We start from the raw sequence: 24388 nt of genomic DNA on the forward strand, positions 1-24388 counted from the left end.
CCTGGGCGCATCCCGAGGCCCGCACAGGTTGGAGTGACACGTGACCGCGAAGAACAACGCCGATCCCGAGGACAGTCCGCTGGGGGTGCTCGACGACGTCACGTCGGTCGACACCGCCGGCATCGGCATCCTCGGCGGGACCGCGCAGGTGCGGGTGACCCTGCCGGCGGAGGAGGACGACGACCTCGCCGACGACGGCGTGGTGGAGGGAGAGGTCGGCATCGACCTCGTCGTCGACGACCTCACGCTCCCCGCCGCGCCGAAGCCCGTCCTGGACCCGCCGCGCGTCGATGACGTGATCGATGCGGTCGTGGTGGAGGAGCCCGCGCCGACGGCGGAGACCGCACCGGACCGGGTCGCCGAGGAGGAGGCTGCGGCCCTCTTCCTCGCGAAGGCCGGTGCCGACCGTGCGGAGATCCCGGCTGCGAAGCCGACGCGCGCCCCGCAGCCCCCTGTGCAGAAGGAGACCACGATGCCCGCATCCGACGACAAGCCCGTCGCCTCCGCGCCCGCGCGTCCGGCCCCGCGCACCGATGTGACGCTCACCGCGAAGCGGCTCGACGAGCTGGGGGAGTCCGCCCGCGAGTCCGCGGACCTCCTCACCACCGATCGCCTCCTCGACCCGCACCGCGTGGCCAAGCCGGAACCAGAGGGCGGGTGGAGCCATCTGCTCTACACGTTGTCCGGTCGCCGGCTGAACATCGGCGACGGTCGGCGCGCTCGCGAGCGCAAGGAGCTGACCGCGCGCATCGCGGCACCGCTCGCCGGCGGTGCCCGATTCGTGCCGGTGCTCTCCCGCAAGGGCGGCGTGGGCAAGACCACGGTCACGGCGCTCCTGGGCATGGCCCTCGCGGACGCGCGTGAGGACCGCGTCATCGCCGTGGACGCGAACCCCGACCGCGGCACGCTCGCCGACCGGGTCCAGCGCGCGCCGCACGGCAAGTCCGTGCGCGACCTCGTGCGCATCCGCGACGACGTGCGGGGCTACCACGACGTCTCCGCCATCGTGGCTCGGGATGCGACGCGCCTCGACGTGCTCGCGTCCGACGCCGATCCCCGCGTCGCCGAGGCCTTCAGCGACAGCGACTACCGCGATGTGGCCGACGTGGCCGCGCACTACTACTCGCTCGTCCTCACGGACACCGGGACGGGGATCGTCCACTCGGTGATGTCGGCGACCCTCGACCTCGCCGACCAGATCGTCATCGTCTCCGGCCTCAGCGTCGATGAGGCACGACTGGCCTCCGAGACGCTCACGTGGCTGGAGACGAACGGGTACGCGCAGCAGGCGCGGGACGCGATCGTGGTGCTCAACCAGTCCACGCCCGGGACGCCGCTCGTGCGTCTCGGAGAGCTGCAGGCGCACTTCGCGTCGCGGGCCCGCAGCGTCGTGCGCGTGCCGTACGACCCGCAGATCGCCGCGGGCGGGACGATCGTCTTCGCGAACCTCCTCCCCGAGACCCGGAAGGCGGCGCGGGAACTCGCGGCGCATCTCGTCGAGGGTCTGCGGACGAAGGCCGCCTGATGACGGTTCGCGAGATCCGCATCTTCGGCGACCCGGTCCTGCGGACGGTGTGCGCGCCGATCGAGGAGATCGACGACGGCGTGCGCGCCCTGGTCGCGGATCTCCTGGAGACCGTCGAGCTCCCCGGTCGCGCCGGTGTCGCCGCGCCGCAGATCGGCGTCGCGCTCCGCGCCTTCAGCTACAACGTCGACGGCGAGATCGGGTACGTCCTCAACCCCGTGCTCACGGAGGTGCGCGGAGAGCCCGAGCCGACGGGGGAGGGCTGCCTCTCGGTGCCCGGGCTCTGGCACGACGCCCAGCGCCACCCCTGGGCCCGGGTCGAGGGGATCGACCTCGACGGGCAGCCGGTGGTGCTCGAGGGGGGCGGCTTGCTCGCGCAGGCGCTCCAGCACGAGACCGACCACCTCGACGGCAAGCTCTTCCTCTCCCGGCTCGACCCGGAGACGCGGAAGGTCGCGATGCGCGAGGTGCGCGAGAGCTCCTGGTTCTAAGCCCGACCCACCCCTTCTCGTACGAACCGGCCCCTTGCGCTCGCGCGCAAGGGGCCGGTTCGGTCAGAAGGGGGTGGGTCGACGAGGGGTCAACCGCCGATCGCGACGTTGGTCGTGGCGACGGGCTCGTCGTAGATCGCGGAGATCTCGTCGGCGAAGTCGTTCATGATGATGTTCCGCTTGATCGACAGCTTCGGAGTGAGGTGGCCCGAGGCCTCCGTCCACTCCGAGTCGAGGATCGTGAACTTGCGGATGGACTCCGCGCGCGACACCCGCTCGTTCGCCGCATCCACGGCGCGCTGCACCTCGGCGCGGACCTGCGCGTTGGTCGAGGCCTCCGCGAGCGTCATCTTCTCGTCGAGACCGTTGTTCGCGAGCCAGGTCGGCAGCATCTCGGGGTCGAGGGTGACGAGGGCCGAGATGAACGGACGCTGGTCGCCGACGACGACGACCTGCCCGACGATCGGGTTCGCGCGGATCGGGTCCTCGAGTGCCGCCGGAGCGACGTTCTTGCCGCCCGCCGTGACGATGATCTCCTTCTTGCGCCCGGTGATCGTGAGGAAGCCGTCGGCGTCGAAGCTGCCGATGTCGCCGGTGTGGAACCAGCCGCCCTCGCTGAACGCCTCGGCGGTGGCCTCGGGGTTGTTCCAGTACTCCTTGAACACGTTGATGCCGCGCACCTCGATCTCGCCGTCGTCGGCGAGACGCACCCCGACGCCGGGAAGGGCGGGGCCGACCGTGCCGATCTTCGACTTCGAGGCGAGGTTCACCGTCGCGGGCGCCGTCGTCTCGGTCAGACCGTAGCCCTCGAGGATGACCACGCCGAGGCTGTGGAAGAAGTGGCCGAGGCGTGCACCCAGGGGAGCGGAGCCCGACACCGCATAGACGACGTTGCCGCCCATGGCCTCGCGGAGCTTGGAGTAGACGAGCTTGTTGAAGAGCGCGAACTTCATCTTCGTGCCGAAGGGGATCTTCTTGCCCTCCTCGAGCAGCCGGGAGTGCTCGATCGCGACGTCGGCGGCGGCGCGGAAGATCTTGCCCTTGCCGCCCGCCTCGGCCTTCTGCTCGGCGGAGTTGTAGACCTTCTCGAACACACGGGGGACCGCGAGGAGGAAGGTGGGCTTGAACGAGCCGAGGGCAGGCAGCAGCTGACGCGTGTCGGGCTGGTGTCCGGTGCGCACCCCGGCGTGGACGTTGAGGATGGAGATGAAGCGCGCGAAGACGTGCGCCGTCGTGATGAAGAGCAGCGTGGAGGAGCCGGGGGTCTGCACGACCTCGTCGAGGGCCTTCGCGGAGTTGCGGGACAGCTCGACGAAGTTGCTGTGCGTGAGCACGCAGCCCTTCGGCCGTCCGGTGGAGCCCGACGTGTAGATGAGGGTCGCGATGTCGGAGCCGACGGCGAGGTTCCGGCGCCGCTGGATCTCGTCATCGGAGACCGATGCCCCCTGCGCGGTGAGCGTGTCGATGGCGCCCAGATGCAGCTGCCAGACCTCACGGAGCAGCGGCAGGTCGCCGCGCACCTCGTCGACGCGGGCGAAGTGCTCCGGTGACTCGACGAGGAGCGCGATCGCGCCCGAGTCCTCGAGGATCCACTGGATCTGCGACGGGGAGCTCGTCTCGTAGATCGGCACCATCACGGCGCCGGCATAGAACAGGGCGAAGTCGACGAGGCTCCACTCGTACGTGGTGCGGGCGAGGAAGCCCACCTTCTCGCCGGGCTGGATGCCGGCGGCGGCGAAGCCCTTCGCGAGCGCGATCACGGCGGTCTCGAAATCGGCGGCGGAGATGTCGCGCCATCCGTCGCCCTGCGGGACGGAGAACAACGCCCGGTCGGGAGTCGCCTCGACGCGCTTCGCAAGCAGGTCGGCGACGTTCGCGTCGGGATCGGCGGGGACGATCGCGGGGACTTCAAACTGGACCACGGCAGCTCCTTCGGTACCGGTCGGGCACGGGCGTTGGTCCGAGTCTAGGGCATGGCACCCGGTCGCGGTCAGGATGAAACTGAGTCGCTTTCCCGAGGTCGCGAGGGGGAACGGGGGGAGGATCCGCGACACGGCGCTAGACTTCACCTCGATGTTCTACTGGCTGATGAAGTACGTCGTGATCGGCCCCGTGGTCAAGGCCGTGTTCCGCCCCTGGATCGTGGGGCGGAAGAACGTGCCCGCGACCGGGGCGGCGATCCTCGCCAGCAACCATCTCTCCTTCGCGGACTCGATCTTCCTGCCTCTCGTGATCGATCGGTCGATGTCGTTCCTCGCGAAGAGCGACTACTTCACCGGACGGGGCCTGAAGGGGTGGTCCACCCGCTTCTTCATGAAGGCGACGGGCCAGATCCCCATCGACCGCTCCGGTGGCAAGGCCTCCGAGGCCTCCCTGAACACCGGCCTCCAGGTCCTCGGTGGGGGCGACCTGCTCGGCATCTATCCGGAGGGCACCCGCAGCCCCGACGGCAAGCTCTACCGCGGCCGCACCGGCATCGCCCGGATGGCGCTCGAGGCGAAGGTCCCCGTCATCCCGGTCATCATGGTCGACACCGACACGGCCATGCCCATCGGCCGCCGCATCCCGCGCGTCATGCGGGTCGGGATCGTCATCGGCGAGCCGCTCGACTTCTCCCGCTACGCCGGCATGGAGAACGACCGCTACATCCTCCGTTCCGTCACGGACGAGATCATGGTGGCGCTCCAACGGCTCGGTCAGCAGGAGTACGAGGACGTCTACGCATCGACCGTCAAGGACCGCCTCCCGGCGCGCGTCACATAGGCTCCGGGGCGCGTCTCGGCGGTGTCGCCGCCCACTAGGCTGGACGCATGCTCCCGCACCACATCGAAGCCCTTGATGCCTGGCGCTCGCTTCCCATCAAGCAGCAGCCGCAGTGGCCAGACGCCGACCGCGTCGCCGACGTCTCCCGGCAGATCTCGAGCCTTCCGCCGCTGGTCTTCGCGGGTGAGGTCGACAACCTCCGTGACCGTCTCGCTCGCGCCGCCTCCGGGCAGGCCTTCCTGCTGCAGGGCGGCGACTGCGCCGAGACCTTCGCCGGTGCGACGGCGGAGCAGATCCGCAACCGCATCAAGACGGTGCTGCAGATGGCCGTCGTGCTCACGTACGGCGCCTCCATGCCGGTCGTCAAGATGGGACGCATGGCCGGGCAGTTCGCCAAGCCGCGCTCCAGCGACACGGAGACCCGGGGCGAGGTCACGCTCCCGGCGTACCGGGGCGACATCGTCAACGGCTACGACTTCACCGAGGGCTCGCGCCAGGCCGACCCCGGTCGTCTGCTGCAGGGCTACCACACCGCGGCGTCGACGCTGAACCTCATCCGGGCCTTCACGCAGGGTGGATTCGCCGACCTCCGCGAGGTGCACTCCTGGAACAAGGGCTTCGCCCAGAATCCCGCCAACCAGCGCTACGAGCGCATGGCCGCGGAGATCGACCGGGCGATCAAGTTCATGGAGGCCGCCGGTGCCGACTTCGACGAGCTCAAGCGCGTCGAGTTCTTCACCGGGCACGAGGGCCTGCTCATGGACTACGAGCGCCCGATGACCCGCATCGACTCCCGCACGGACACCCCGTACAACACCTCGGCCCACTTCCTGTGGATCGGGGAGCGCACGCGCGAGCTCGACGGTGCGCACGTCGACTACTTCTCGAAGATCCGCAACCCGATCGGCGTGAAGCTGGGCCCGACGACGACGCCGGAGACGGCGCTGGCGCTCATCGACAAGCTCGACCCGGAGCGCGAGCCCGGACGCCTGACCTTCATCACGCGCATGGGGGCCGGGCGCATCCGCGACGCGCTGCCCCCGCTGCTGGAGGCCGTCCGGGAATCCGGCGCGCAGCCGCTGTGGGTCACCGACCCGATGCACGGCAACGGCATCACCACTCCCACCGGGTACAAGACGCGGCGCTTCGACGACGTCGTCGACGAGGTCCGCGGCTTCTTCGAGGCGCACCGCGCGGTGGGCACGTTCCCCGGCGGCATCCACGTCGAGCTGACGGGCGACGACGTCACCGAGTGCCTGGGCGGTTCGGAGCAGATCGACGAAGCCGCGCTCGCGACCCGCTACGAGAGCCTGTGCGACCCTCGTCTGAACCACATGCAGTCCCTGGAGCTGGCCTTCCTCGTGGCCGAGGAGCTGGAGAAGCGCTGATCCGCGAGGCGGATGCACGAAGGGGCCGGAACGGTGTTCCGGCCCCTTCGTCGTCTCGGTCTCAGCCGGCGAAGCCCATCGTGAGCGTGATGCTCGTGCCCTTGCGCTGGGGTTCGGACGGGCTGTACGACTCCACCCGGGTGTTCTCGTTGGCGAGGAGATCCCACACCGAGTCCGGGAGTCCGGTGCTGCTCGTGTAGCTCCAGGTGAAGCCGGCGTCACGGAGGGCGGCGGTCGCTTCGTTGCGCGTCATCCCCGACACGTCGGGGACGTCGAACAGCGGCGGCCCCTGCGAGATGATGAGCTGGATGGTCTCGCCCGGTCTCCAGGCCCCCTCCTCGGTGCGGTCCGCGTATCCGATGACGCGGTCCTTGCCGATGGAGTCGCTCGGGCGGTAGATGCTCTCCTCGGCGACCTTGAGGCCCTTGCCGGTGAGCGCCTCGGTGGCCTGCGCGACGGTCATGTCCGTGACGTCGGGAACGGCGCCGCGGGAGACCTGCATGGTCGCGGTGTCCTTCTCGTGCACCGTGCAGCCCTCTTCGCAGCCGAAGGCGTCTCCGCCGTCCCGCGGGGTGATGCGCACGTTGATCACGGTTCCGTTCGCCGCGTCGGTGAAGAACTCCTCGTCGTCGGTGATCTCCAGGTTCGCCGCCTCCAGCGCCGCCCGGACGTCGTCGGCAGACTGCCCGGCGACGGCGGCGAGGTCGTGCGAGGCCGGTCCGGCGGAGACGACCACGGCTACCGTCGTGCCCTTGTCGACCCTGGCGCCCGCTCCCGGATCGGTCTCGATGACGGTGCCCTTGTCGACGTCGACGGAGAACTCGTCGCGCTGCGTCGGTTCGAACCCGGCTTCGGTGAGATCGGCAGCCGCCTCGTCGTAGGTCTGTCCTGCGACATCGGGGACCGCGATCAGGGAGCCGGGGCCGGAGCCGAACCACCAGCCCACGCCTCCGGCGAGGACGGCGAGCAGGAGCACGAGGGACAGCAGGAACGTGCCGCGGGCGCGTCGCTTCGAGGCCCGCCGCCGGAGGATCGTCGCGTTGTCGATGCCGGGGGAGGTGGCCGTCGCCGGCTCCGGGAGGACCATCGTGCCCGGCATGACCTTGGTGAGGTCGCCGGAGTCCGCCTGGTCCCGCGTGGAGCCGGTCGTCCGGGTCACGGCGGGGGCGACGCCGATCTCGCGCTCGATCTCGCGCAGGCGCTCGAGCATCTGCTGCGCGTCGTCGGGCCGCTCGTCCGGCGACTTCTCGGTCGCCCACAGCACGAGCTCGTCGAGCTGCTCCGGGACCGCGGGGTTGCGCACACTGGGGCGGGGGACCGATTCGGTGGCGTGCTGGAAGGCGATCTGCATCGGCTGCTCGCCCTTGTAGGGCTGCTCGCCGACGAGCATCTCGTAGAGCATGATGCCGAGCGCATAGATGTCGCTGCGGGCGTCGGCCGTGCCGCGCGTGACGAGCTCGGGCGCGAGGTAGGCGATCGTCCCGAGCAGCTGCTGGCCGGTCGCCGTGTTGGCCGTGGTGGCCCTGGCGAGGCCGAAGTCGCCGATCTTGATGCGGCCGTCTTCCGCGAGCAGCACGTTCTCCGGCTTGACGTCGCGGTGGACGATCCCGGCTCGGTGCGCAGCGGAGAGACCGGCGAGCACCGCATCCATGATCGTGATCGTCTGGGCGACCGTGAGGCGCTTCTGCTCGCGGAGGAGTTCGCGCAGGGTGATGCCCGGCAGGTACTCCATGACGAGGTAGGCGAGCTCGCCGTCCTGGCCCTGGTCGAAGACGTTGACCACGTGGGGGTCGGCCAGGCGGGCGGCGGCGCGGGCCTCCTGGATGAAGCGGCTCTGGAACGCCGAGTCGTCGCTGAGGTGCGCGTGCATGACCTTCAGTGCGATGCGGCGCTCGAGGCGGAGATCGGTCGCGACGTAGACGGTGGCCATCCCGCCGCGTGCGATCCGCGCGCGGACGCGGTAGCGACCGTCGACAAGCCGCCCGATGAGGGGGTCGGCCTGATGGTTGGTCGTCACGACAGAAGTCTATGGACGATTGGCTGAAAGCCCCGGGAACGCCTCACCCCTCGACGCATCCGGATTTCCGGATGCGTCACCCGTGCTGGGCGAGCCACGCGTACGCCTGCGTCTCCCACTGCCCGTAGCGCTCGGGGTAGGCGGAGATCTGCACGGCCTGCGCCGCGTCGGTGAAGGACAGCGACTCCCACCCGGGGATGTCGAACAGACCGCGGGTGACCTCGCCGTTGGGATCGCCGGTTCCGCCGTAGAAGACCCGCGTGCTCCGTTCCGCATCCATGATCTGCTCCGGGGTGCCCCAGCCCGTGCTGGGGCGCTGCTGGAACAGCCCGAGCGAATCGCGGTCTCCCCAGTCGAGGTTCCGCAGACCCGACTCCACCATTCCCGTCGCGAGAGCGGTGGCGATCGCGCGGTCGGAGGCGCCCAGCTCACGGCCGACGCGGATGATGAGGGACGCGTTGGCCGCCTGCTCCGCATTCAAAGCGGCGGTGCGCTGGCCGCTCGGGGCGGCGGCGGGCGCCGGCGCCGGAGCCGCCTGGACGGCGAGCTTCTGACCGGGATAGATGATCGAGGAGGCTTCGAGACCGTTCCAGGCGAAGAGGGACTGCATCGTGGTGCCGTACTTCTGGGCGATCGAGAACAGCGTCTCACCGGCGGCCACGGTGTGCGTGGCGGCGGCCGGCGCGGGGGCGGGCGTCGACGGCGCGGCGGCCGGCGCGGCCGCGGGGGCGGCGGGTGCGCCCGCGGAGACGACGAGCTTCTGGCCCGGGTAGATGATCGCGCCCTGGGGCAGACCGTTGGCGGCGAGGATCGCGCTCACCGAGGTCCCGTACGTCCGCGCGATGGCGAACACCGTGTCGCCGGCCGCGACGACGTGCGTCTTCTCCGCGGCCGGGGCAGGCGTCGCTGCCGGGGCCGGAGCCGACGCCGGTGCCCGCAGGGAGAGCGTCTGTCCGGGGTAGATCACGGAGCGCATCGAGAGCCCGTTCCAGCTGAGCACGTCTGCGGTGCGGAGTCCGTAGCGACCGGCGACACCGGCGACCGAGTCTCCGGGCTGCACGACGTGCCCTGGCGGCACATCCTGCGTGGGGACGACGCGCGCCGGAGCGACGCGCTGGCGTTCGTGCGGTGCGAGCGGTGGTGCGGGTGCGGCGGCGGGTGTCGCCGTCAGGGTGGCGGCGAGAGCGCCGGCCACGGCTGTCTGCAGGATCACGTCGGGCCCCCTTTTCGAGCACTTCACGCTGACACGGATGTATAGAGATGTCAACAGAAGTGACGGGTGTGACTGGTGAGACGGAAGTGACGAACATGCGACCGAGCCACGGAGGTGAGATAGTGGCAACGTGTCTGAGAACGTCGCTGCAACCCCTGACTCCGCTCTCGAGTGGCTGACCATGCCCGACCTCGTCGAGGTCCTCGGCGAGCCGCTGGGTCGCGTGCGTCGCCTGATCGACGAGCACTACCTCGTCGGCTCGCGCCGCAGCGGTGTCTTCGCGGTCCCGTCGGTGTTCATCGTGGACGGCGAGCCGCTGAGCTCGCTGCGCGGAACGATCATCGTGCTGCAGGACGCCGGGTTCTCTGACGACGAGCTGATCGACTGGCTGCTCGCCGAGGACGAGACCCTCGGGCGTTCGCCGATCGCCTCCCTCCTCGCGGGACACAAGAGCGAGGTGCGCCGGCTCGCGCGCACGCTCGCCTGAGCGCTCTCAGGAGGAGCGCACGGTCGCGGCCCTGGCGAGGTCGCGCAGCTCGCCGACCGCCGCGTCGTCGAGGTGCGCGCCGGACAGAGCGCGGTCGGCTTCCCTGGCGTACTCGGCGATCATCGTCTCGACGCGATCCAGCGCCCCGGTCCCGGCGATGGTCTCCTGCAGGAACGAGACCTGGGACGCCGACAGCTCGGGATCTCCGAGCATCTCGTCGAGCACCCGGCGGGCGGGGACGTCGAGGCTCTCCCTGGTGAGGGCGATGAGTACGGTCCGCTTGCCCTCCCGCAGGTCGTCGCCCGCGGGCTTCCCGGTGACGGCGGCGTCGCCGAACACGCCGAGCACATCGTCGCGCAGCTGGAAGGCGAGACCGAGCGGATGCCCGAAGCGGCGGAGCGCCCGCATCTGCTCGGCATCGGCGCCGGCGAGGCTCGCGCCGAGGATCAGCGGTTGCTCGATGCTGTAACGCGCCGATTTCAGCGAGGCGACGCGGAGAGCCCGCTCGGCGTGCGCGCGGTCGTCGCTGACGCTCCACGCCGACTCCTCGGCGATGTCGAGGAACTGGCCGGTCGTGACGTCACGGCGCATCCGGGCGTACTCCGCCCGCACCGTCCCCGCCTCGGCGTGCCCGTCCAGCGCGGACTCCAGGAGGTCGTCGCTCCAGGCCACGAGGAGATCGCCGAGCAGCACGGCTCCGGCGCGACCGAAGGCCGCGGCGTCCCCCCACCATCCGGCGGCGCGGTGCGAGGACTCGAGCGCGCGGTGGGCGGCGGGGCGTCCTCGACGCGTGTCCGAGTTGTCGATCAGGTCGTCGTGGACCAGCGCCGCGGACTGGAAGATCTCGAGGGCCGCGCACGTGTCCCACAGGCGGTCGTCCTCGAGCGCGTGACGGTCGCGGAACCGGGCGACCGCGCGCCACCCGGCGTGGCAGAAGCGGGCACGCAGCCGCTTGCCGCCGGAGAGGGTGTCGGCGGCCGCATCGAGGAAGGCGGCGGCGTCCTCGCCGTACTCGGCCGACTCGGCTCGCATGCGGTCGAGGAAGAGGTCCAGCCGCGCGGCTACGGCCTCGGCGACGGAGGGGGAGGGGGACGGCACGACTCCCAGCATACGTAAAGGATGAGAGGCGGGAACCGCTAGCCCCGGACGCTGCTCGCGCGTAGACTGGAGGGCACGATACCCGAGGGGGATGAGATGCCACTCTCCGAACAGGAGCAACGTCTGCTCGACGAGATGGAACGCCATCTCCTGCACAACGACGCCGACGTCGTGAGCGCGCCGTCGGGTGATCGCACGCTCAGCTATCGCAACCTCGTCTACGGGGCCCTCCTGCTGCTCGCCGGCATCGGCGGGCTGGTCGTGGGTGTCATCCTCGGCGACGTCTGGGGCATCGTGGTCGGCGTCATCGGATTCGCGGCCATGCTCGGCGGAGTGATGCTGGCCGTCACCCCGGTCCGGCGCAGCGGTCCGGCCGAGACCCGTACGCGCACCGCCCCGAAGCGGCAGGACTCCTCCTCCTTCATGGATCGCATGAACGATCGGTGGGATCGGCGCCAGGACGGTCACTGACCCCCTCCCTTCTCCTCCACCACGAAGCCCGGATGCTGAGCATCCGGGCTTTTTCGTGTCTGCGACGCGTCGTCGCCTCCTGAGCCCTCCACTGGCCCTCCACTGACCCTCCACCTTCCTCCACCGCGAAATCACGCGGGTCGCGGTCGTGCTGGCCGGGACCCGACGCGCGATACTCTGGATTCGCCGTAGGAATGTGGAGGAAAGTGGAGTAAAGTGGGGCGCACCTCGAGTTGGCCGGACGGAGAGGGGGTGATGGCCGATGCTGCTGGGCACGCACTCACCGAAGCTGGACGACAAGGGACGGGTCATCCTTCCCGCGAAGTTCCGCGAGGACCTGGGCGGCGGCATCGTCGTCACCCGGGGTCAGGAGCGGTGCCTCTACGTCTTCAGCACGGCCGAGTTCGAGGCGATGCACGAGCGGATCCGTCAGGCTCCGCTCGCCAACAAGCAGGCGCGTGACTTCATGCGCATGTTCCTCTCCGGTGCCAGTGCGGAGATGCCCGACAGCCAGAACCGCATCACCATCCCCGCCCACCTGCGTCAGTACGCGGGTCTTCAGAAGGAGCTCATCGTGACCGGAGTCGGCGCCCACGCCGAGATCTGGGATGCGGAGAGCTGGAACGCCTACCTCGCCGCCGGCGAGGAGTCCTACGCCGAACTGGAGCAGGAGGTGATTCCCGGACTGTTCTGACCACGGCTGTGATGCCCCGCCGCTCCCGCCCCGACACACTTCCCCGGTGCCGGGTCGAGAAGCGGAGGGGGATCAGAGCCGAAGGTCGGACCCGAGAGAGATCATGAGCCTCCGCGACATCCACACCCCTGTCCTGCTCGACCGCTGCGTCGAGCTCCTCGCACCGGCCCTCCAGGAGGACGGCGCCGTGCTCGTCGATGCCACCCTCGGCATGGGCGGCCATTCCGAGGCGCTGCTCGAGCGCTTCCCCGGCATCCGCCTCATCGGGCTGGACCGGGATACCGACGCGCTGAAGATCGCGGGGGAGCGGCTCGCCCGGTTCCGGGATCGGATCACGCTCGTCCACACCGTCTACGACGAGATCGGGCTGCACGCCCAGGGCGCCGCCGGGATCCTCTTCGACCTCGGCGTCTCGTCGCTGCAGCTGGACGAGGCCGAACGCGGCTTCGCGTACTCCAAGGACGCTCCGCTGGACATGCGGATGGACCAGACGAAGGGGGTCACGGCCGCCGACGTCATCGCGACGTACAGCGAGGGGAACCTGCGCCGCATCTTCGAGCGGTACGGCGAGGAGAAGCTGGCGGCTCGGTATGCGCGCTTCATCATCGACGCCCGCCAGAAGCAGCCGATCACCCGGTCCGGGGAGCTCGTCGACATCCTCGTCGCGGCGACGCCCGCCGCGGCGCAGCGCGCGGGGCACCCCGCGAAGCGCGTGTTCCAGGCACTGCGCATCGAGGTCAACGCGGAGCTGAACGTGCTCGCGGACGCCATCCCCTCCGCGATGGACGCCCTCGCCGTCGGCGGACGCATCGTGGTGATGTCGTACCAGTCCCTCGAGGACCGGCTGGTCAAGCAGGCCTTCGCCGCCGCATCCTCCTCGACGGCGCCCGCCGGACTCCCGGTCGAGCTGCCGGAGCACGCCCCCCGCTTCCGCGTCCTGACCAAGGGGGCGGAACTCGCCGACGACGAAGAACGCGCACGCAACCCGCGTGCGATACCGGTGCGCCTGCGCGCCGCCGAGAAGGTGCGGGAGAGCGCATGAGCATGAACGCAGTCCGCAAGCCGACCCTGCCGCTGCAGCCGGCCGCCCCGGAGAGAGCGCCGGGGCGTCGCCTCCAGCCGGTCACGACGCCGGCACCCTCGCGGCGGCGGAAACCGAAGCTCGCCTACGCCCTCGTCGCCCTCGGCGGTGCCCTGGCGATCGGTGCGGCGCAGGTCGGGCTCTCCCTGGCCATCACGCAGGACTCGTTCACCCTCGCCGGGTTGACCTCCCAGCAGCGCGAGCTGGACCTCCGCACGGATGCGCTGAAGGAGGAGCTCACGGGGCTGAGCTCTCCGCAGGTGCTCGCCGGCAGTGCGGCCGACCTCGGCATGGTCGTCGCGGGAGCACCCTCCTACCTGCGCCTCAGTGACGGCGCGGTGTTCGGCGCCGGTGCCGGCGCGGAGGGGGTCTCGACGGTCGACCCCCACGGACCGGCTGCCGTCGGCAACGTCCTCGTCACCGAGGAGACGCCCGCGGCGGAACAGACGGCGGATGAGTCGACAGGGGGCACGCCGCCCGCGACGGATCTGCCGCCCGCCCTCACCGACGGCCTCCCCAGCCCCACGACCCACTGACCATCCCGATCGACGGAGAGATCCCATGACGACTCGAGCCACGCGCGGACCGCGGCGACGCACCGTCGTCGCACTGGCGGTCATCCTCTCGGTGCTGGTGGCGTTCGTCGTCCGCCTCATCGACATCCAGGTCGTGAGCGCCGACGAGCACGTCAGCCAGTCCCTCGAGCACATCGGGGACGGGTCGACGATCCCCGGCCAGCGGGGCTCCATCGTCGATGCGCAGGGCACGGTCCTCGCGTCGAGCGTCATGGTCTACGACGCCCAGCTCAGCCCGCAGGTCATCAGGCTCACGGAGGAGAAGGACCCGGCGCTGCCGTGGGCCGAGGCGTCCGAGAAGATCGCGGCGATCACGGGGGTGCCGGGCGACGAGATCCGCAAGCGGGTCTCCGACGCCCTGGCCGAGAACCCGAACAGCCAGTACGCGCCGCTGAAGACCGGGTTGAACACCGAGCAGTACATCGAGCTCCGCGACCTGGGCCTCGGGTCCTACCTGGCGCTGAAGCCTCGGGAGACCCGGGTCTATCCGAACGGCGCCGTCGCCGGCAACGTCCTCGGCTTCCTCGACAACACGGGGGAGGCCAAGGCGGGCATCGAGCAGCTCGAGCAGTCCTGCCTCGCACCCGTGGACGGCGAGAAGACGTACCGCAAGGGCAAGGACGGGGTCGTGATCCCGGGCAGCGAGTCCGTCACCGACGCCGTGAACGGCGGCACGGTCCAGCTCACGATCAACAGCGACCTGCAGTGGTACCTCCAGCAGATGGTCGGCGAAGAGGCCCAGAAGCAGGGCGCCAAGGGCGGGACCGTGACGGTCGTCGAGGTGGGCACCGGGAAGATCCGCGCCGCCGCCGAGTGGCCGGCCATGGACCCGAACGACCTGGACTCCTCCACGCCGGAGACGCGGTACAGCCAGATCTTCCACCGCGACTTCGAGCCGGGCTCCACCTTCAAGGCGATCACCGCGGCCGCGGCCATGGAGGGTGCCGGCCTCACTCCACTCAGCACGGTCACCGCGTCGTCGCGGGAGACCTTCCCCAACGGTGCCGTGGTCAACGACGCGTTCAGCCACCCCGCGTACAACTACACGCTGGCCGGCGGACTGATCGACTCGTCCAACACCGCGCTGTCGAAGTTCGGCACGATGGTCGCCCCCGAGGTCCGCTACGACTACCTGCAGCGCTTCGGCGTCGGTCAGAAGACGCTGGACTTCCCCTCCGAGGTGGGCGGCATCCTCCACCCGGTGAGCGACTGGGACAGCCAGTCGCTCTACACGACGACGTTCGGCCAGTACTTCACGGTGACGGCCCCCCAGCTCGCCGGCGCCTACCAGGCCATCGCCAACGGCGGGGAGAAGATCGACCTGTCGATGGTCGAGTCCTGCACCGCACCCGACGGGACCGTCACGGAGACCCCGAAGCCGAAGCACGAGCAGATCGTGAAGGAGCAGACGGCGGCAGACCTGACCCGGATGCTGGAGAACGTGGCCGTGCAGGGCGGGAACGCGGATCGCATCCAGGTGCCCGGCTATCGCGTGACCAGCAAGACCGGTACCGCACAGGTGTCCGACGGCAAGGGCGGGTACAAGGCGGGCGTCTACTACACCAGCATGGTGGGCTTCGCTCCCGTCGACGACCCCCAGTACGTCGTCGTGGTGACCCTCGACGAGCCGACTAAGGTTGTATCGTCCGCGGCCACCGCTTCCGCCTTCCAGAAGGCGATGACGCAGGTGATGAAGACCTATCGCGTGATGCCGTCCTCTGTCCCGATGGACGCGCTCCTCCCCAAGTTCGGATAGCCGGCGAGAGCCGCGCATGGAGATGACATGATCGCCCTGACGCTCGCTGAGATCACCGCCGCCATCGGTGGTGAACTGCGCGTGGCCGGAGAGCACACGCCGGAGACGGTGGTCGACGGCATCGTCGACACCGATTCCCGCACCATGGAGGCGGGGTCGATCTTCGTCGCCAAGCCCGGAGCCGAGACGGACGGGCACCGCTTCGTCGGTGCCGCGGTCGAAGCTGGTGCCGTGCTGGCGATCGTCGAGCACCCGGTCGACGTCGATGTCTCGCAGATCGTCGTACCCGATGCCGTCGCGGCGCTCGGCGAGCTCGCCCGCGAGGTCGTGGCGCGCGTGCGGGCCGGCGGGAACCTGCGCATCGTCGGCATCACCGGCTCCAACGGCAAGACGACGACCAAGAACTTCCTCGCCCGCATCCTCGAGGACGAGGGCGAGACCGTCGCCCCGGTGAAGTCCTTCAACAACGAGGTCGGGGCCCCGGTGACGATGCTCCGCGTGACGCACGACACCCGCTTCCTCGTGAGCGAGTTCGGCGCCGCCGCCCCGGGCAGCATCGCGCGGCTCGCCGGCCTCGTCGAGCCCGACCTCGTCGTGGTGCTCATGGTCGGGATGGCGCATGCCGGGGGCTTCGGCGGCATCGAGGCCACCGCGAAGGCCAAGTCCGAACTCGTCGCCGCGGCCCGCGTGCCCGGCACCGCCGTGCTCAACGCCGACGACCCCCGCGTCTGGGCGATGCGGGAGCTGGCGGAGGGCCGAGGCCTCCGGGTCGTCGGCTTCGGCCAGTCCGCCGCGGCCGCCGTGCACGCGCGGGACATCGAGGTGTCGGCCTCCGGCACGCAGTGCGTGATCGAGGCCGCGGGAGAGGAGCTGCCGCTGCGGCTGCGCGTCCTCGGGGCCCACCACGTCACGAACGCCCTCGCCGCGATCACCGCCGCCGTGGAGCTCGGCGTGGCCCCGTCGGAGGCCGTGTCCCGGTTAGAGACCGTGGAGATCGCCGAGCGCTGGCGTATGCAGCCGCTGGGCAACGACCGCGTCCGCATCATCAACGACGCGTACAACGCCAGCCCCGATTCGATGGCGGCCGCGCTGCGGACGCTCGCGCAGATCACCGGACCGGACGAGCGCACTGTCGCCGTGCTCGGCGCCATGAGCGAGCTCGGCGAGAGCGCAGGGGAGGAGCACGACCGCATCGGTCTGCTCGCCGTGCGCCTCAACATCCGGCGCATCGTCGTCGTCGGCCCTGAGGCCCGTCGGCTCTACCTCGCCGCCGTCGGCGAGGGGTCGTGGGACAGCGAGGCCGTGCATCTGCCGGACCAGGACGCCGCGTTCGAGTACCTCCGCACCGAGCTGCGCGACGGCGACCGCGTCCTCGTGAAGTCGTCCAATTCCGTGGGCCTCCGGCATCTCGGCGATCGTCTGGGAGAATTGTTCTCGTGAGGTCCCTCATCATGGCGGCGGCCATCTCGCTCGCCTTCACTCTCTTCCTGACTCCCGTCTTCCTCCGGCTCTTCCGGAAGTGGGGCTGGGGGCAGGTCATCCGCACCCCGGAGGCCGCGGGCAACCCGAGTCACGAGGCCAAGCGCGGCACGCCCACGATGGGCGGGGTCATCTTCATCCTCGGCTCGATCGTGGGGTACTTCACCGGCGTCCTCGTCAGCGGGGAGACCCCGGCGCTGTCCGCGATCCTCGTCATCTGGCTCATGGTCGGCTTCGGCGTGGTCGGGTTCATCGACGACTACATGAAGGTGCGCAGCCAGCGCAGCCTCGGGCTGTCGGGGTGGCGCAAGGTGATCGGTCAGCTCATCGTCGTGATCCCCTTCGGCATCGTGGCGCTGAACTTCCCGAACAAGTGGGGACAGACGCCGGCCAGCGCGTCCATCTCCCTCTTCCGGGACATCACCTGGCTGAACCTCTTCGCGTTCGGCGTCATCCTCGGCTGGATCCTCTACCTCGCCTGGATCTCGATCATCGGGGTCGCGACCTCCAACAGCGTCAACCTCACCGACGGCCTCGACGGCCTCGCCGCCGGGGCGGGCGTGATCGTCGTCGGTGCGTACAGCCTCATCGCGTTCTGGCAGTTCAAGCAGCCCTGCATCGGCGGAGACCCCGGTTCCCTCGGCGGCTGCTACGAGGTGCGCGACCCGTTCAACCTCGCCATCATCTCGGCCTCCTTCGCCGCCAGCCTCATCGGCTTCCTGTGGTGGAACGCCCCGAAGGCGAAGGTCTTCATGGGCGACGTGGGCTCGATGGCCATCGGCGGCGTCATCACCGCGATGGCGATCATGACCAGGACGGAGCTGCTGCTCCTCATCATCGCGGGCGTCTTCGTGCTCGCCTCCGGATCCGTGATCCTCCAGCGCGCCTACTTCAAGATCACCCGCGGCAAGCGGCTCTTCCTCATGAGTCCGTTCCACCACCACCTCGAGATGCGGGGATGGTCGGAGGTCACGATCGTGGTGCGGATGTGGATCATCGCGGGGCTGCTCGCGGTGTCCGCCGTCGGACTGTTCTACGTGGAGTGGCTGACCCGTGTCGGCTGAGCGCCTCGCCGGGCTGACGAGCTGGCATGCCGACTGGCGCGGCCTGCGCGTCGCCGTCCTCGGGCTCTCCATGACCGGCTTCTCCGTGGCCGACACCCTCGCCGAGCTCGGCGCCGACGTCCTCGTGCTGAGCGAGTCCGCGGAAGAGGAGTACGCCCGCCTCCTGCCCGTCATCGGCGCACGGCTGGAGCTCGGACCGCTCGACGCCGTGCCCGAGGCGCTGACGGCGTTCGCGCCCGAGGTCGTCATCGCGTCCCCGGGGTTCGCTCCGGCGCACCCGGTCATCCGCTGGGTCCAGGACGAGGGCATCGCCCTGTGGGGTGACGTCGAGCTCGCCTGGCGGGTGCGCGACAAGGTCCTCCGCGCGGACGGCACGCCGGCGGACTGGGTGCTCATCACCGGCACCAACGGCAAGACGACCACGACCCAGCTCACGGCGACGCTGCTCGTCGCCGGCGGGCTCCGGGCCGCACCGTGCGGCAACATCGGCGTCCCCGTGCTCGACGCGGTACGGGACCCCGCCGGATTCGACGTGCTCGTCGTCGAACTCTCCAGCCACCAGCTCTGGTATCTCGGCCTGTCGCGCCCGGAGGGGGAGCTCTTCCCGCACGCCGCGGTCTGCCTGAACCTCGCCGACGATCATCTGGTCTGGCACGGCAGCGCCCAGGCTTACCGGGACGCGAAGGCCCTGGTCTATCGGAACACCCGCGTCGCCTGCGTCTACAACAAGGCCGACGAGGCCACGCGCCGGATGGTGGAGGAGGCCGAGGTCGTCGAGGGTGCTCGTGCCATCGGCTTCGACCTCGGCATCCCCGGGCCGAGCGACCTCGGCGTCGTGGAGGGGCTGCTCGTCGATCGGGCCTTCCTCGACGACCGCGCGCGCAGCGCCCTGGAGCTGACGACGGTCGCCGACCTGGAGGCCGCAGGCCTGTCGGCCCCGCACATCGTGCAGAACATCCTCGCCGCCAGTGCTCTCGCCCGCTCTCTCGGGGTCGAGCCCGAGGCCATCCACGGGGCGCTGCAGAGCTTCCGGCTGGACGCGCACCGCATCGAGGTCGTCGCGCGCCACGCCGGCATCACCTGGGTCGACGACTCCAAGGCGACGAACCCGCACGCGGCCGCGTCGTCGCTGCGCGCGTATCCCGGAGCGGTGTGGGTCGTGGGCGGCGATCTCAAGGGCGTCGACATCGGCGATCTCGTCGCGGACGCGGGCGCGACCGCACGCGCGGCGGTCGTCATCGGAGTGGACCGCGCGGCGGTCGTCGCGGCATTCGAGCGACACGCGCCGACGGTGCCGGTCTTCGAGGTCGAAGCTGGTGACACTGGACAGGTCATGAACCGCGTCGTGGAGATCGCGGCGGGGATCGTCGACGGGGAGGGCACCGTGCTCCTCGCTCCCGCCGCCGCGTCCTTCGACCAGTTCTCCAGCTATGCGGATCGCGGCCACCGCTTCGCCGAGGCGGTGCGGGAATGGATCGATCGGGGGAGCGCCGATGACGCAGGTGGCTCGCCCTCCGCGGTCTGAGTCGGGAGGCCTCGCGGCGCGGGTCTCGCTCGGACGCCGGTTCACGCCGGTGTCCACCGAGTTCCTGCTGATCGCGTCGACCGCCCTGCTCCTGACGATCTTCGGTCTCGTGATGGTGCTGTCGGCGACGAGCGCGACAGCGGTGGCCAACGCGCAGAACCCTCTGGACGGCGCCCTCCGGCAGGGTGTCTTCGCCCTGCTCGGCATCCCGATGATGTTTCTCATCAGCCGCTTCCCCGTGGCGTTCCTCAAGCGCATGGCGTGGCCGGCGCTGTTCGGCGCGGTGGCCCTCCAGCTGCTCGTGTTCACGCCGCTCGGCATCGCCGACGGCGGGAACCGGAACTGGATCCAGGTGGCGGGCTTCCAGATGCAGCCGTCCGAGTTCCTCAAGCTGGCACTCGCGCTGTGGATCGCCGCCGTCCTGCTGCGCAAGCAGACCATGCTCGGAACCTGGCATCACGTCTTCATCCCCGTCATCCCCGTCGGCGCGCTGGCGATCGGCACGGTGCTCGCGGGCAAGGACCTCGGCACGGCGATGGTGATGGTCCTCATCCTCCTCGGCTGCCTCTTCTTCTCCGGCGTGAAGCTGCGCCTCTTCATCATCCCGATGATCCTCGGCGTGGTCGCGGTGCTCGCCTACGCGCTCTCCAGCGAGGACCGTATGCGCCGCATCACCGCGACGTGCGACGACATGGCGCTGTACTACACGGACTGCTACCAGTCGATCCACGGCATCTGGGGCATGGCCACCGGCGGCATCTTCGGCCTCGGGCTCGGCAACTCCCAGGAGAAGTACGGGTGGCTCCCGGCGGCAGGGAACGACTTCATCTTCGCCATCGTCGGTGAGGAGCTGGGCCTGATCGGCTGCATCGTCGTGCTCGCCCTCTTCACGTTCTTCACGGTCGGTGCCTTCCACGTGATCCGCAAGACGTCCGACCCGTTCATCCGTGTGGCGGCCGGCGGGATCACGGTGTGGATCGTGGGTCAGGCCGTGCTGAACGTCGGCGTCGTCATCGGGGTCTTCCCGGTGATGGGTGTGCCCCTTCCCTTCATGTCCCAGGGCGGGACGGCGCTCTTCGCCGTGCTCATCGCCTGCGGTGTGCTGCTGGCTTTCGCGCGGACCATCCCGGTCGCCGAGAAGCAGTCAGCCGAGCGGGGTAGGGTCGCGAGGTGACTTCGTACCTCCTCGCCGGCGGTGGCACCGCCGGCCATGTCAACCCGCTGCTCGCCGTCGCCGACGCGTTGCGTGAGCGTGACTCCACGGCGACGATCCTGGTGCTCGGCACCGCAGAGGGGCTGGAGTCCCGTCTCGTCCCCGAGCGCGGCTACGAGCTGCTCATCGTCGACAAGGTGCCGTTCCCGCGGCGCCCGAACGCGCAGGCCGCCGCGTTCCCCGCGCGGTTCCGCCGGGCGATCGCCCAGGTGCGTGCGCACATCCGGCAGCACGGCATCGACGTCGTGGTGGGCTTCGGCGGGTACGCCTCCGCACCCGCCTACGTCGCCGCGCGTCGCGAGCGCGTGCCCTTCGTCGTGCACGAGGCCAATGCGAAGCCCGGGCTGGCGAATGTGCTCGGCGCCCGTGCAGCGGCGGGCGTGGGCGTGGCGTTCGCCGGGACGCCCCTCCGCGGGAGCGAGGTGGTCGGCATGCCGCTGCGGCGGGAGGTCATCACTCTCGACCGGGCGGCACGGCGCGCCGAGGCGGCGGAGTACTTCGGACTCGACGCCGATCGTCCTGTGCTGCTCGTCTTCGGCGGTTCGCTCGGGGCGCAGCGGCTGAACGACGCCCTCGCGGACTCCTGGCGCGACATCCTCGCCGCCGGTTGGCAGCTGCTGCACGTCACTGGGGAGCGCAGCGACCTCGCCGACCCTGGAGTGCCCGGCTACGCCCTCCGCCGGTACGTCGACCGCATGGATCTCGCGTTCGCGCTGGCCGACCTCATCGTGTCGCGTTCGGGATCGGCGACGGTGAGCGAGATCAGTGCGCTCGGCATCCCCGCGCTGTACGTGCCGTACTCGGTGGGCAACGGGGAGCAGCGTCTGAACGCCGGATCGGCCGTGGCCGCCGGTGCCGCGCAGCTCCTCGACGACGCGACCTTCGACGGCGACGCCGTCCGGCGGATCGTCGTGCCGCTGCTCGGCGATCCGGACCGCATCCGGCGCATGGCGGAGGCGGCGGAGACCGCGGGCACCCGGACAGGGACCGAGAACGTCGTGGCGATGATCGATCGTGCCCTCGGTGCGGCGTGACGCCGCCGCCCGGACGAGAACGAAAAGTAGACTGAAGCGGACATGATCAGACCCGACCTCTCCCTCCCCATCCCCGAGACGATCACCTCCGCGCACTTCATCGGCATCGGTGGATCCGGGATGAGCGGACTCGCCAAGATGTTCCTCGACGCGGGCATCCGCGTCTCCGGCAGCGACCGCGCCGACAGCGACAACCTGCGGGCGCTGGCCGCCGCGGGGGCGACGGTCCACGTCGGTCATGATGCCGCCCACCTCGGCGACGCCGACACGGTCGTGCACACCGGCGCCATCTGGCCGGAGAACCCGGAGTTCGTCACCGCCAAGGAGCGGGGTCTCCACGTCATCCACCGGTCCCAGGCGCTGCACTGGCTGATCGGGACGCGGCGCCTCGTCTCGGTGGCGGGCGCGCACGGCAAGACCACCTCGACGGGCATGATCGTCACCGCGTTGCGTGACCTCGGCGCCGATCCGCACTTCGTCAACGGCGGCGTGATCGAGCAGCTCGGCACGTCCAGCGCGACCGGGAGCGGCGACCTCTTCGTCATCGAGGCCGACGAGTCCGACGGCACCTTCCTCCTCTACGACACGGCCGTGGCGCTCATCACGAACGTCGACCCCGATCACCTCGACCACTACGGCTCCGACGAAGCCTTCCACGACGCCTTCGTGCGGTTCGCGGATGCCGCGTCGGAGGCGGTCGTCATCTCCAGCGACGACCCCGGCGCGCTCCGGGTCCTGGCAGGGCTGTCCCACCCGCGCATCCTCACCTTCGGACAGGCCGAGGAGGCCGACGTCCGCGTCAGCGAGATCGTCACGGCAGGCCCCGTCGCCGCCGTCGTCGCACACGGCGGCGAGACCGAGCGCATGCAGCTCGCCGTCCCCGGCGTGCACAACGCGATCAATGCGACCGGGGCGGTCGCCGTCCTCCTCGCGCTCGGCCATCCGCTCCGCGACGCCGTGCGCGCCGTCGAGGGCTTCGCGGGAACCGTCCGTCGTCTCGAGCGCCACGGCGAGGAGCGCGGGGTCACGGTCTACGACGACTACTCCCATCACCCCACCGAGGTGCGCGCCGCGTTGGAGGCCATGCGCAGCCTGGCGGGTTCCGGCCGGCTGATCGCGATCCAGCAGCCGCACACGTACTCCCGGACGCAGCACATGTACCAGGAGTTCGCGGACGTGCTGGAGGAGCTCGCCGACCACACCGTGATGCTCGACGTCTACGGTGCCAGGGAGGACCCGGTGCCGGGTGTCACGGGCGAGCTGGTGAGCGGCGCGTTCCACGACCCCTCCCGCGTGCACTTCGTCGCCGACTGGCAGGAGGCGGCCGACTACACGGCGTCCGTCGCGAAGGACGGGGACTTCGTCGTGACCCTCGGCTGCGGCAACGTCTACCAGCTCATCCCGCAGGTGCTGGACTCGCTGCGCCGGACCGACGGGGCGTAGCCCATGCGCCGGCCGCCCCCGCTCCCGAGCGCCCCGGATGCACCGGAGGAGACGGACGTCGCACCCGCGCGGAGCCTCCGCCGACGCGGCGCCGCTCCGTCGCCCGCGGAGGAGGGCGCGCAGGACGTCGCCGCTGCGGCGGGAGAGGACCGGGGAGAGGCCGCCGTCCCGAGCTCCTCGATGGACGTCTGGCGCGCGGCGCGGGCGCGGCGCAAGGCTCTCCGCGCGGAGATCCGTCGCTTCACCCAGCGCTCGCGGCGGCGCCGGATCACCTGGCTGAGCATCGTCGGCGCGATCGTGCTGCTGATCGGGGGAAGCGTCGCGGCGGCGTACAGTCCGCTCTTCGCCGTGGAACGCATCACGGTCACCGGAACGACCACGATCGATCCGGCGGTGATCGAGGGCGCCCTCGCGGACCAGATGGGCACGCCGCTCGCGCTGGTGGACAGCAGCGAGGTCAAGGCCGCGTTGCTGGCCTTCCCGCTCATCGAGACCTACGCGCTGGAGGCACGACCGCCGCACGACCTCACGGTCCGCATCGTCGAGCGCACGCCGATCGGCGTGATCGAGTCCGGTGCCGGCTTCACTCTCGTGGACGCCGCGGGCGTCGCGCTCTCGACGACCGAGGAGCGGCCGGCGGGCCAGCCGCTCGTGGAGGTCGAAGGCGGCGTGGACTCGTCGGCGTTCCGTAGCGCCGGGCTCGTCGTGCGTGCGCTGCCTGCCGATATCCGCGGCGCCCTCACCGGCGTCCGCGCGTCGACGGCGGACGACGTGACCCTCACCCTCGACTCCGGCCTCACGGTGGTGTGGGGGAGCGAGGAGGACTCGGCGCTGAAGGCGCTCGCGCTCTCCGCGGCGCTCGTGAAGAACCCCACGGCCTCGTCGATCGACGTGACCTCGCCCGACGTCGCGGTCGTCGGCTGACCGCTTTCCGCGGGAATGGCGCGACACGCCCACGGCGTTGCGCGCGCGCGGCCGGGCGGCGCTTACCTTCGATCTGAGAGAACGCAATACCGGGAAATACTTTACACCTCTAGTTGAGGTTTAAGGTTCCCCCTTCCAGGCTCTACT

Annotated in this window: 21 protein-coding genes; 17 read left to right on the plus strand and 4 right to left on the minus strand. The window is 70.4% G+C overall.

Annotation, left to right across the window (positions count from 1 at the left end; all coding sequences use genetic code 11):
* The first annotated feature begins 40 nt into the window (after positions 1 to 40).
* Positions 41 to 1525 carry an AAA family ATPase gene (locus ACIQID_RS00605; RefSeq protein ID WP_400281073.1) on the plus strand — a complete coding sequence of 495 codons (1485 nt, stop codon included), beginning with the start codon at positions 41 to 43 and terminating at the stop codon, positions 1523 to 1525.
* A complete protein-coding gene (def, locus tag ACIQID_RS00610; protein WP_400281076.1) occupies positions 1525 to 2016 on the plus strand; it encodes a peptide deformylase in 492 nt (163 codons plus the stop codon). The genes ACIQID_RS00605 and def overlap by 1 nt, the downstream gene beginning before the upstream one ends.
* 89 nt (positions 2017 to 2105) lie before the next feature.
* Here the strand turns inward: def and ACIQID_RS00615 are convergent, their stop codons facing one another.
* Positions 2106 to 3938, minus strand: coding sequence for a long-chain fatty acid--CoA ligase (locus tag ACIQID_RS00615; protein WP_331203073.1), 1833 nt, complete (start codon positions 3936 to 3938; stop codon positions 2106 to 2108).
* 151 nt (positions 3939 to 4089) lie between these two features.
* On the opposite strand from ACIQID_RS00615, the gene ACIQID_RS00620 reads away from it, so the two are divergent.
* Entirely contained in the window at positions 4090 to 4779 is a 690-nt protein-coding gene (locus ACIQID_RS00620) for a 1-acyl-sn-glycerol-3-phosphate acyltransferase (RefSeq protein ID WP_060921165.1), read from the plus strand.
* A gap of 47 nt (positions 4780 to 4826) precedes the next feature.
* On the plus strand, positions 4827 to 6167 hold the full coding sequence (locus ACIQID_RS00625) for a class II 3-deoxy-7-phosphoheptulonate synthase (RefSeq protein WP_029989865.1): 1341 nt from the start codon (positions 4827 to 4829) through the stop codon (positions 6165 to 6167).
* Between the two features lie 61 nt (positions 6168 to 6228).
* On the opposite strand, the gene pknB is transcribed toward ACIQID_RS00625, so the two are convergent.
* Both pknB and ACIQID_RS00635 read right to left on the minus strand, forming a co-directional pair.
* Complete coding sequence (gene pknB, locus ACIQID_RS00630; protein WP_331203072.1) at positions 6229 to 8184, minus strand: Stk1 family PASTA domain-containing Ser/Thr kinase; 1956 nt, start codon at positions 8182 to 8184, stop codon at positions 6229 to 6231.
* Between the two features lie 76 nt (positions 8185 to 8260).
* Complete coding sequence (locus tag ACIQID_RS00635) at positions 8261 to 9397, minus strand: LysM peptidoglycan-binding domain-containing protein (protein ID WP_400281081.1); 1137 nt, start codon at positions 9395 to 9397, stop codon at positions 8261 to 8263.
* A 130-nt stretch (positions 9398 to 9527) separates the two neighbouring features.
* On the opposite strand from ACIQID_RS00635, the gene ACIQID_RS00640 reads away from it, so the two are divergent.
* Positions 9528 to 9884 (plus strand): Rv2175c family DNA-binding protein, encoded by a 357-nt coding sequence (locus tag ACIQID_RS00640; protein WP_331203070.1) that lies wholly within the window; start codon positions 9528 to 9530, stop codon positions 9882 to 9884.
* A 6-nt stretch (positions 9885 to 9890) separates the two neighbouring features.
* Here the strand turns inward: ACIQID_RS00640 and ACIQID_RS00645 are convergent, their stop codons facing one another.
* A complete protein-coding gene (locus ACIQID_RS00645; RefSeq protein ID WP_400285591.1) occupies positions 9891 to 10916 on the minus strand; it encodes a polyprenyl synthetase family protein in 1026 nt (341 codons plus the stop codon).
* A 162-nt stretch (positions 10917 to 11078) separates the two neighbouring features.
* On the opposite strand from ACIQID_RS00645, the gene ACIQID_RS00650 reads away from it, so the two are divergent.
* The 12 genes from ACIQID_RS00650 to ACIQID_RS00705 all read left to right on the plus strand — a co-directional run bounded on the left by ACIQID_RS00650 (position 11079) and on the right by ACIQID_RS00705 (position 24241).
* Positions 11079 to 11453, plus strand: coding sequence for a DUF3040 domain-containing protein (locus ACIQID_RS00650; RefSeq protein ID WP_025105096.1), 375 nt, complete (start codon positions 11079 to 11081; stop codon positions 11451 to 11453).
* A 262-nt stretch (positions 11454 to 11715) separates the two neighbouring features.
* On the plus strand, positions 11716 to 12147 hold the full coding sequence (mraZ, locus tag ACIQID_RS00655; protein ID WP_025105095.1) for a division/cell wall cluster transcriptional repressor MraZ: 432 nt from the start codon (positions 11716 to 11718) through the stop codon (positions 12145 to 12147).
* A 103-nt stretch (positions 12148 to 12250) separates the two neighbouring features.
* Positions 12251 to 13189, plus strand: a complete 939-nt coding sequence (gene rsmH / locus ACIQID_RS00660) for a 16S rRNA (cytosine(1402)-N(4))-methyltransferase RsmH (RefSeq protein WP_312672078.1) — start codon at positions 12251 to 12253, stop codon at positions 13187 to 13189.
* The gene (locus ACIQID_RS00665) at positions 13186 to 13764 is read left to right on the plus strand and encodes a hypothetical protein (protein WP_400281087.1); all 579 of its coding nucleotides are present in this window, start codon (positions 13186 to 13188) and stop codon (positions 13762 to 13764) included. The genes rsmH and ACIQID_RS00665 overlap by 4 nt, the downstream gene beginning before the upstream one ends.
* A gap of 25 nt (positions 13765 to 13789) precedes the next feature.
* A complete protein-coding gene (locus ACIQID_RS00670) occupies positions 13790 to 15559 on the plus strand; it encodes a penicillin-binding protein 2 (RefSeq protein ID WP_331203067.1) in 1770 nt (589 codons plus the stop codon).
* A 27-nt stretch (positions 15560 to 15586) separates the two neighbouring features.
* Positions 15587 to 16999 carry a UDP-N-acetylmuramoyl-tripeptide--D-alanyl-D-alanine ligase gene (gene murF, locus ACIQID_RS00675; RefSeq protein ID WP_400281091.1) on the plus strand — a complete coding sequence of 471 codons (1413 nt, stop codon included), beginning with the start codon at positions 15587 to 15589 and terminating at the stop codon, positions 16997 to 16999.
* Positions 16996 to 18102, plus strand: coding sequence for a phospho-N-acetylmuramoyl-pentapeptide-transferase (mraY, locus tag ACIQID_RS00680; RefSeq protein ID WP_071329843.1), 1107 nt, complete (start codon positions 16996 to 16998; stop codon positions 18100 to 18102). The genes murF and mraY overlap by 4 nt, the downstream gene beginning before the upstream one ends.
* On the plus strand, positions 18092 to 19627 hold the full coding sequence (gene murD, locus ACIQID_RS00685) for a UDP-N-acetylmuramoyl-L-alanine--D-glutamate ligase (RefSeq protein WP_400281095.1): 1536 nt from the start codon (positions 18092 to 18094) through the stop codon (positions 19625 to 19627). The genes mraY and murD overlap by 11 nt, the downstream gene beginning before the upstream one ends.
* On the plus strand, positions 19596 to 20801 hold the full coding sequence (gene ftsW / locus ACIQID_RS00690; protein WP_136053013.1) for a putative lipid II flippase FtsW: 1206 nt from the start codon (positions 19596 to 19598) through the stop codon (positions 20799 to 20801). Before murD ends, ftsW begins: the two co-directional genes overlap by 32 nt.
* On the plus strand, positions 20798 to 21874 hold the full coding sequence (locus ACIQID_RS00695) for a UDP-N-acetylglucosamine--N-acetylmuramyl-(pentapeptide) pyrophosphoryl-undecaprenol N-acetylglucosamine transferase (protein WP_312672087.1): 1077 nt from the start codon (positions 20798 to 20800) through the stop codon (positions 21872 to 21874). The genes ftsW and ACIQID_RS00695 overlap by 4 nt, the downstream gene beginning before the upstream one ends.
* A 42-nt stretch (positions 21875 to 21916) precedes the next feature.
* Positions 21917 to 23317 carry a UDP-N-acetylmuramate--L-alanine ligase gene (gene murC / locus ACIQID_RS00700; RefSeq protein ID WP_400281100.1) on the plus strand — a complete coding sequence of 467 codons (1401 nt, stop codon included), beginning with the start codon at positions 21917 to 21919 and terminating at the stop codon, positions 23315 to 23317.
* Between the two features lie 3 nt (positions 23318 to 23320).
* Entirely contained in the window at positions 23321 to 24241 is a 921-nt protein-coding gene (locus tag ACIQID_RS00705) for an FtsQ-type POTRA domain-containing protein (RefSeq protein ID WP_400281103.1), read from the plus strand.
* Positions 24242 to 24388: the final 147 nt, after the last annotated feature.

The organism is Microbacterium sp. NPDC091676 (assembly GCF_044756645.1).
Taxonomy (GTDB): domain Bacteria; phylum Actinomycetota; class Actinomycetes; order Actinomycetales; family Microbacteriaceae; genus Microbacterium; species Microbacterium paraoxydans_D.

What these genes read in the sequence shown, in the direction of transcription:
- def (WP_400281076.1), top strand. Translation starts at nt 1,525, where the DNA reads ATGACGGTTCGCGAGATCCGCATCTTCGGCGACCCGGTCCTGCGGACG.
- ACIQID_RS00645 (WP_400285591.1), bottom strand. Translation starts at nt 10,916, where the DNA reads ATGCGAGCCGAGTCGGCCGAGTACGGCGAGGACGCCGCCGCCTTCCTC.
- ACIQID_RS00620 (WP_060921165.1), top strand. Translation starts at nt 4,090, where the DNA reads ATGTTCTACTGGCTGATGAAGTACGTCGTGATCGGCCCCGTGGTCAAG.
- ftsW (WP_136053013.1), top strand. Translation starts at nt 19,596, where the DNA reads ATGACGCAGGTGGCTCGCCCTCCGCGGTCTGAGTCGGGAGGCCTCGCG.
- rsmH (WP_312672078.1), top strand. Translation starts at nt 12,251, where the DNA reads ATGAGCCTCCGCGACATCCACACCCCTGTCCTGCTCGACCGCTGCGTC.
- ACIQID_RS00665 (WP_400281087.1), top strand. Translation starts at nt 13,186, where the DNA reads ATGAGCATGAACGCAGTCCGCAAGCCGACCCTGCCGCTGCAGCCGGCC.
- murC (WP_400281100.1), top strand. Translation starts at nt 21,917, where the DNA reads ATGATCAGACCCGACCTCTCCCTCCCCATCCCCGAGACGATCACCTCC.
- ACIQID_RS00705 (WP_400281103.1), top strand. Translation starts at nt 23,321, where the DNA reads ATGCGCCGGCCGCCCCCGCTCCCGAGCGCCCCGGATGCACCGGAGGAG.
- murF (WP_400281091.1), top strand. Translation starts at nt 15,587, where the DNA reads ATGATCGCCCTGACGCTCGCTGAGATCACCGCCGCCATCGGTGGTGAA.
- mraZ (WP_025105095.1), top strand. Translation starts at nt 11,716, where the DNA reads ATGCTGCTGGGCACGCACTCACCGAAGCTGGACGACAAGGGACGGGTC.
- ACIQID_RS00625 (WP_029989865.1), top strand. Translation starts at nt 4,827, where the DNA reads ATGCTCCCGCACCACATCGAAGCCCTTGATGCCTGGCGCTCGCTTCCC.
- ACIQID_RS00650 (WP_025105096.1), top strand. Translation starts at nt 11,079, where the DNA reads ATGCCACTCTCCGAACAGGAGCAACGTCTGCTCGACGAGATGGAACGC.
- ACIQID_RS00670 (WP_331203067.1), top strand. Translation starts at nt 13,790, where the DNA reads ATGACGACTCGAGCCACGCGCGGACCGCGGCGACGCACCGTCGTCGCA.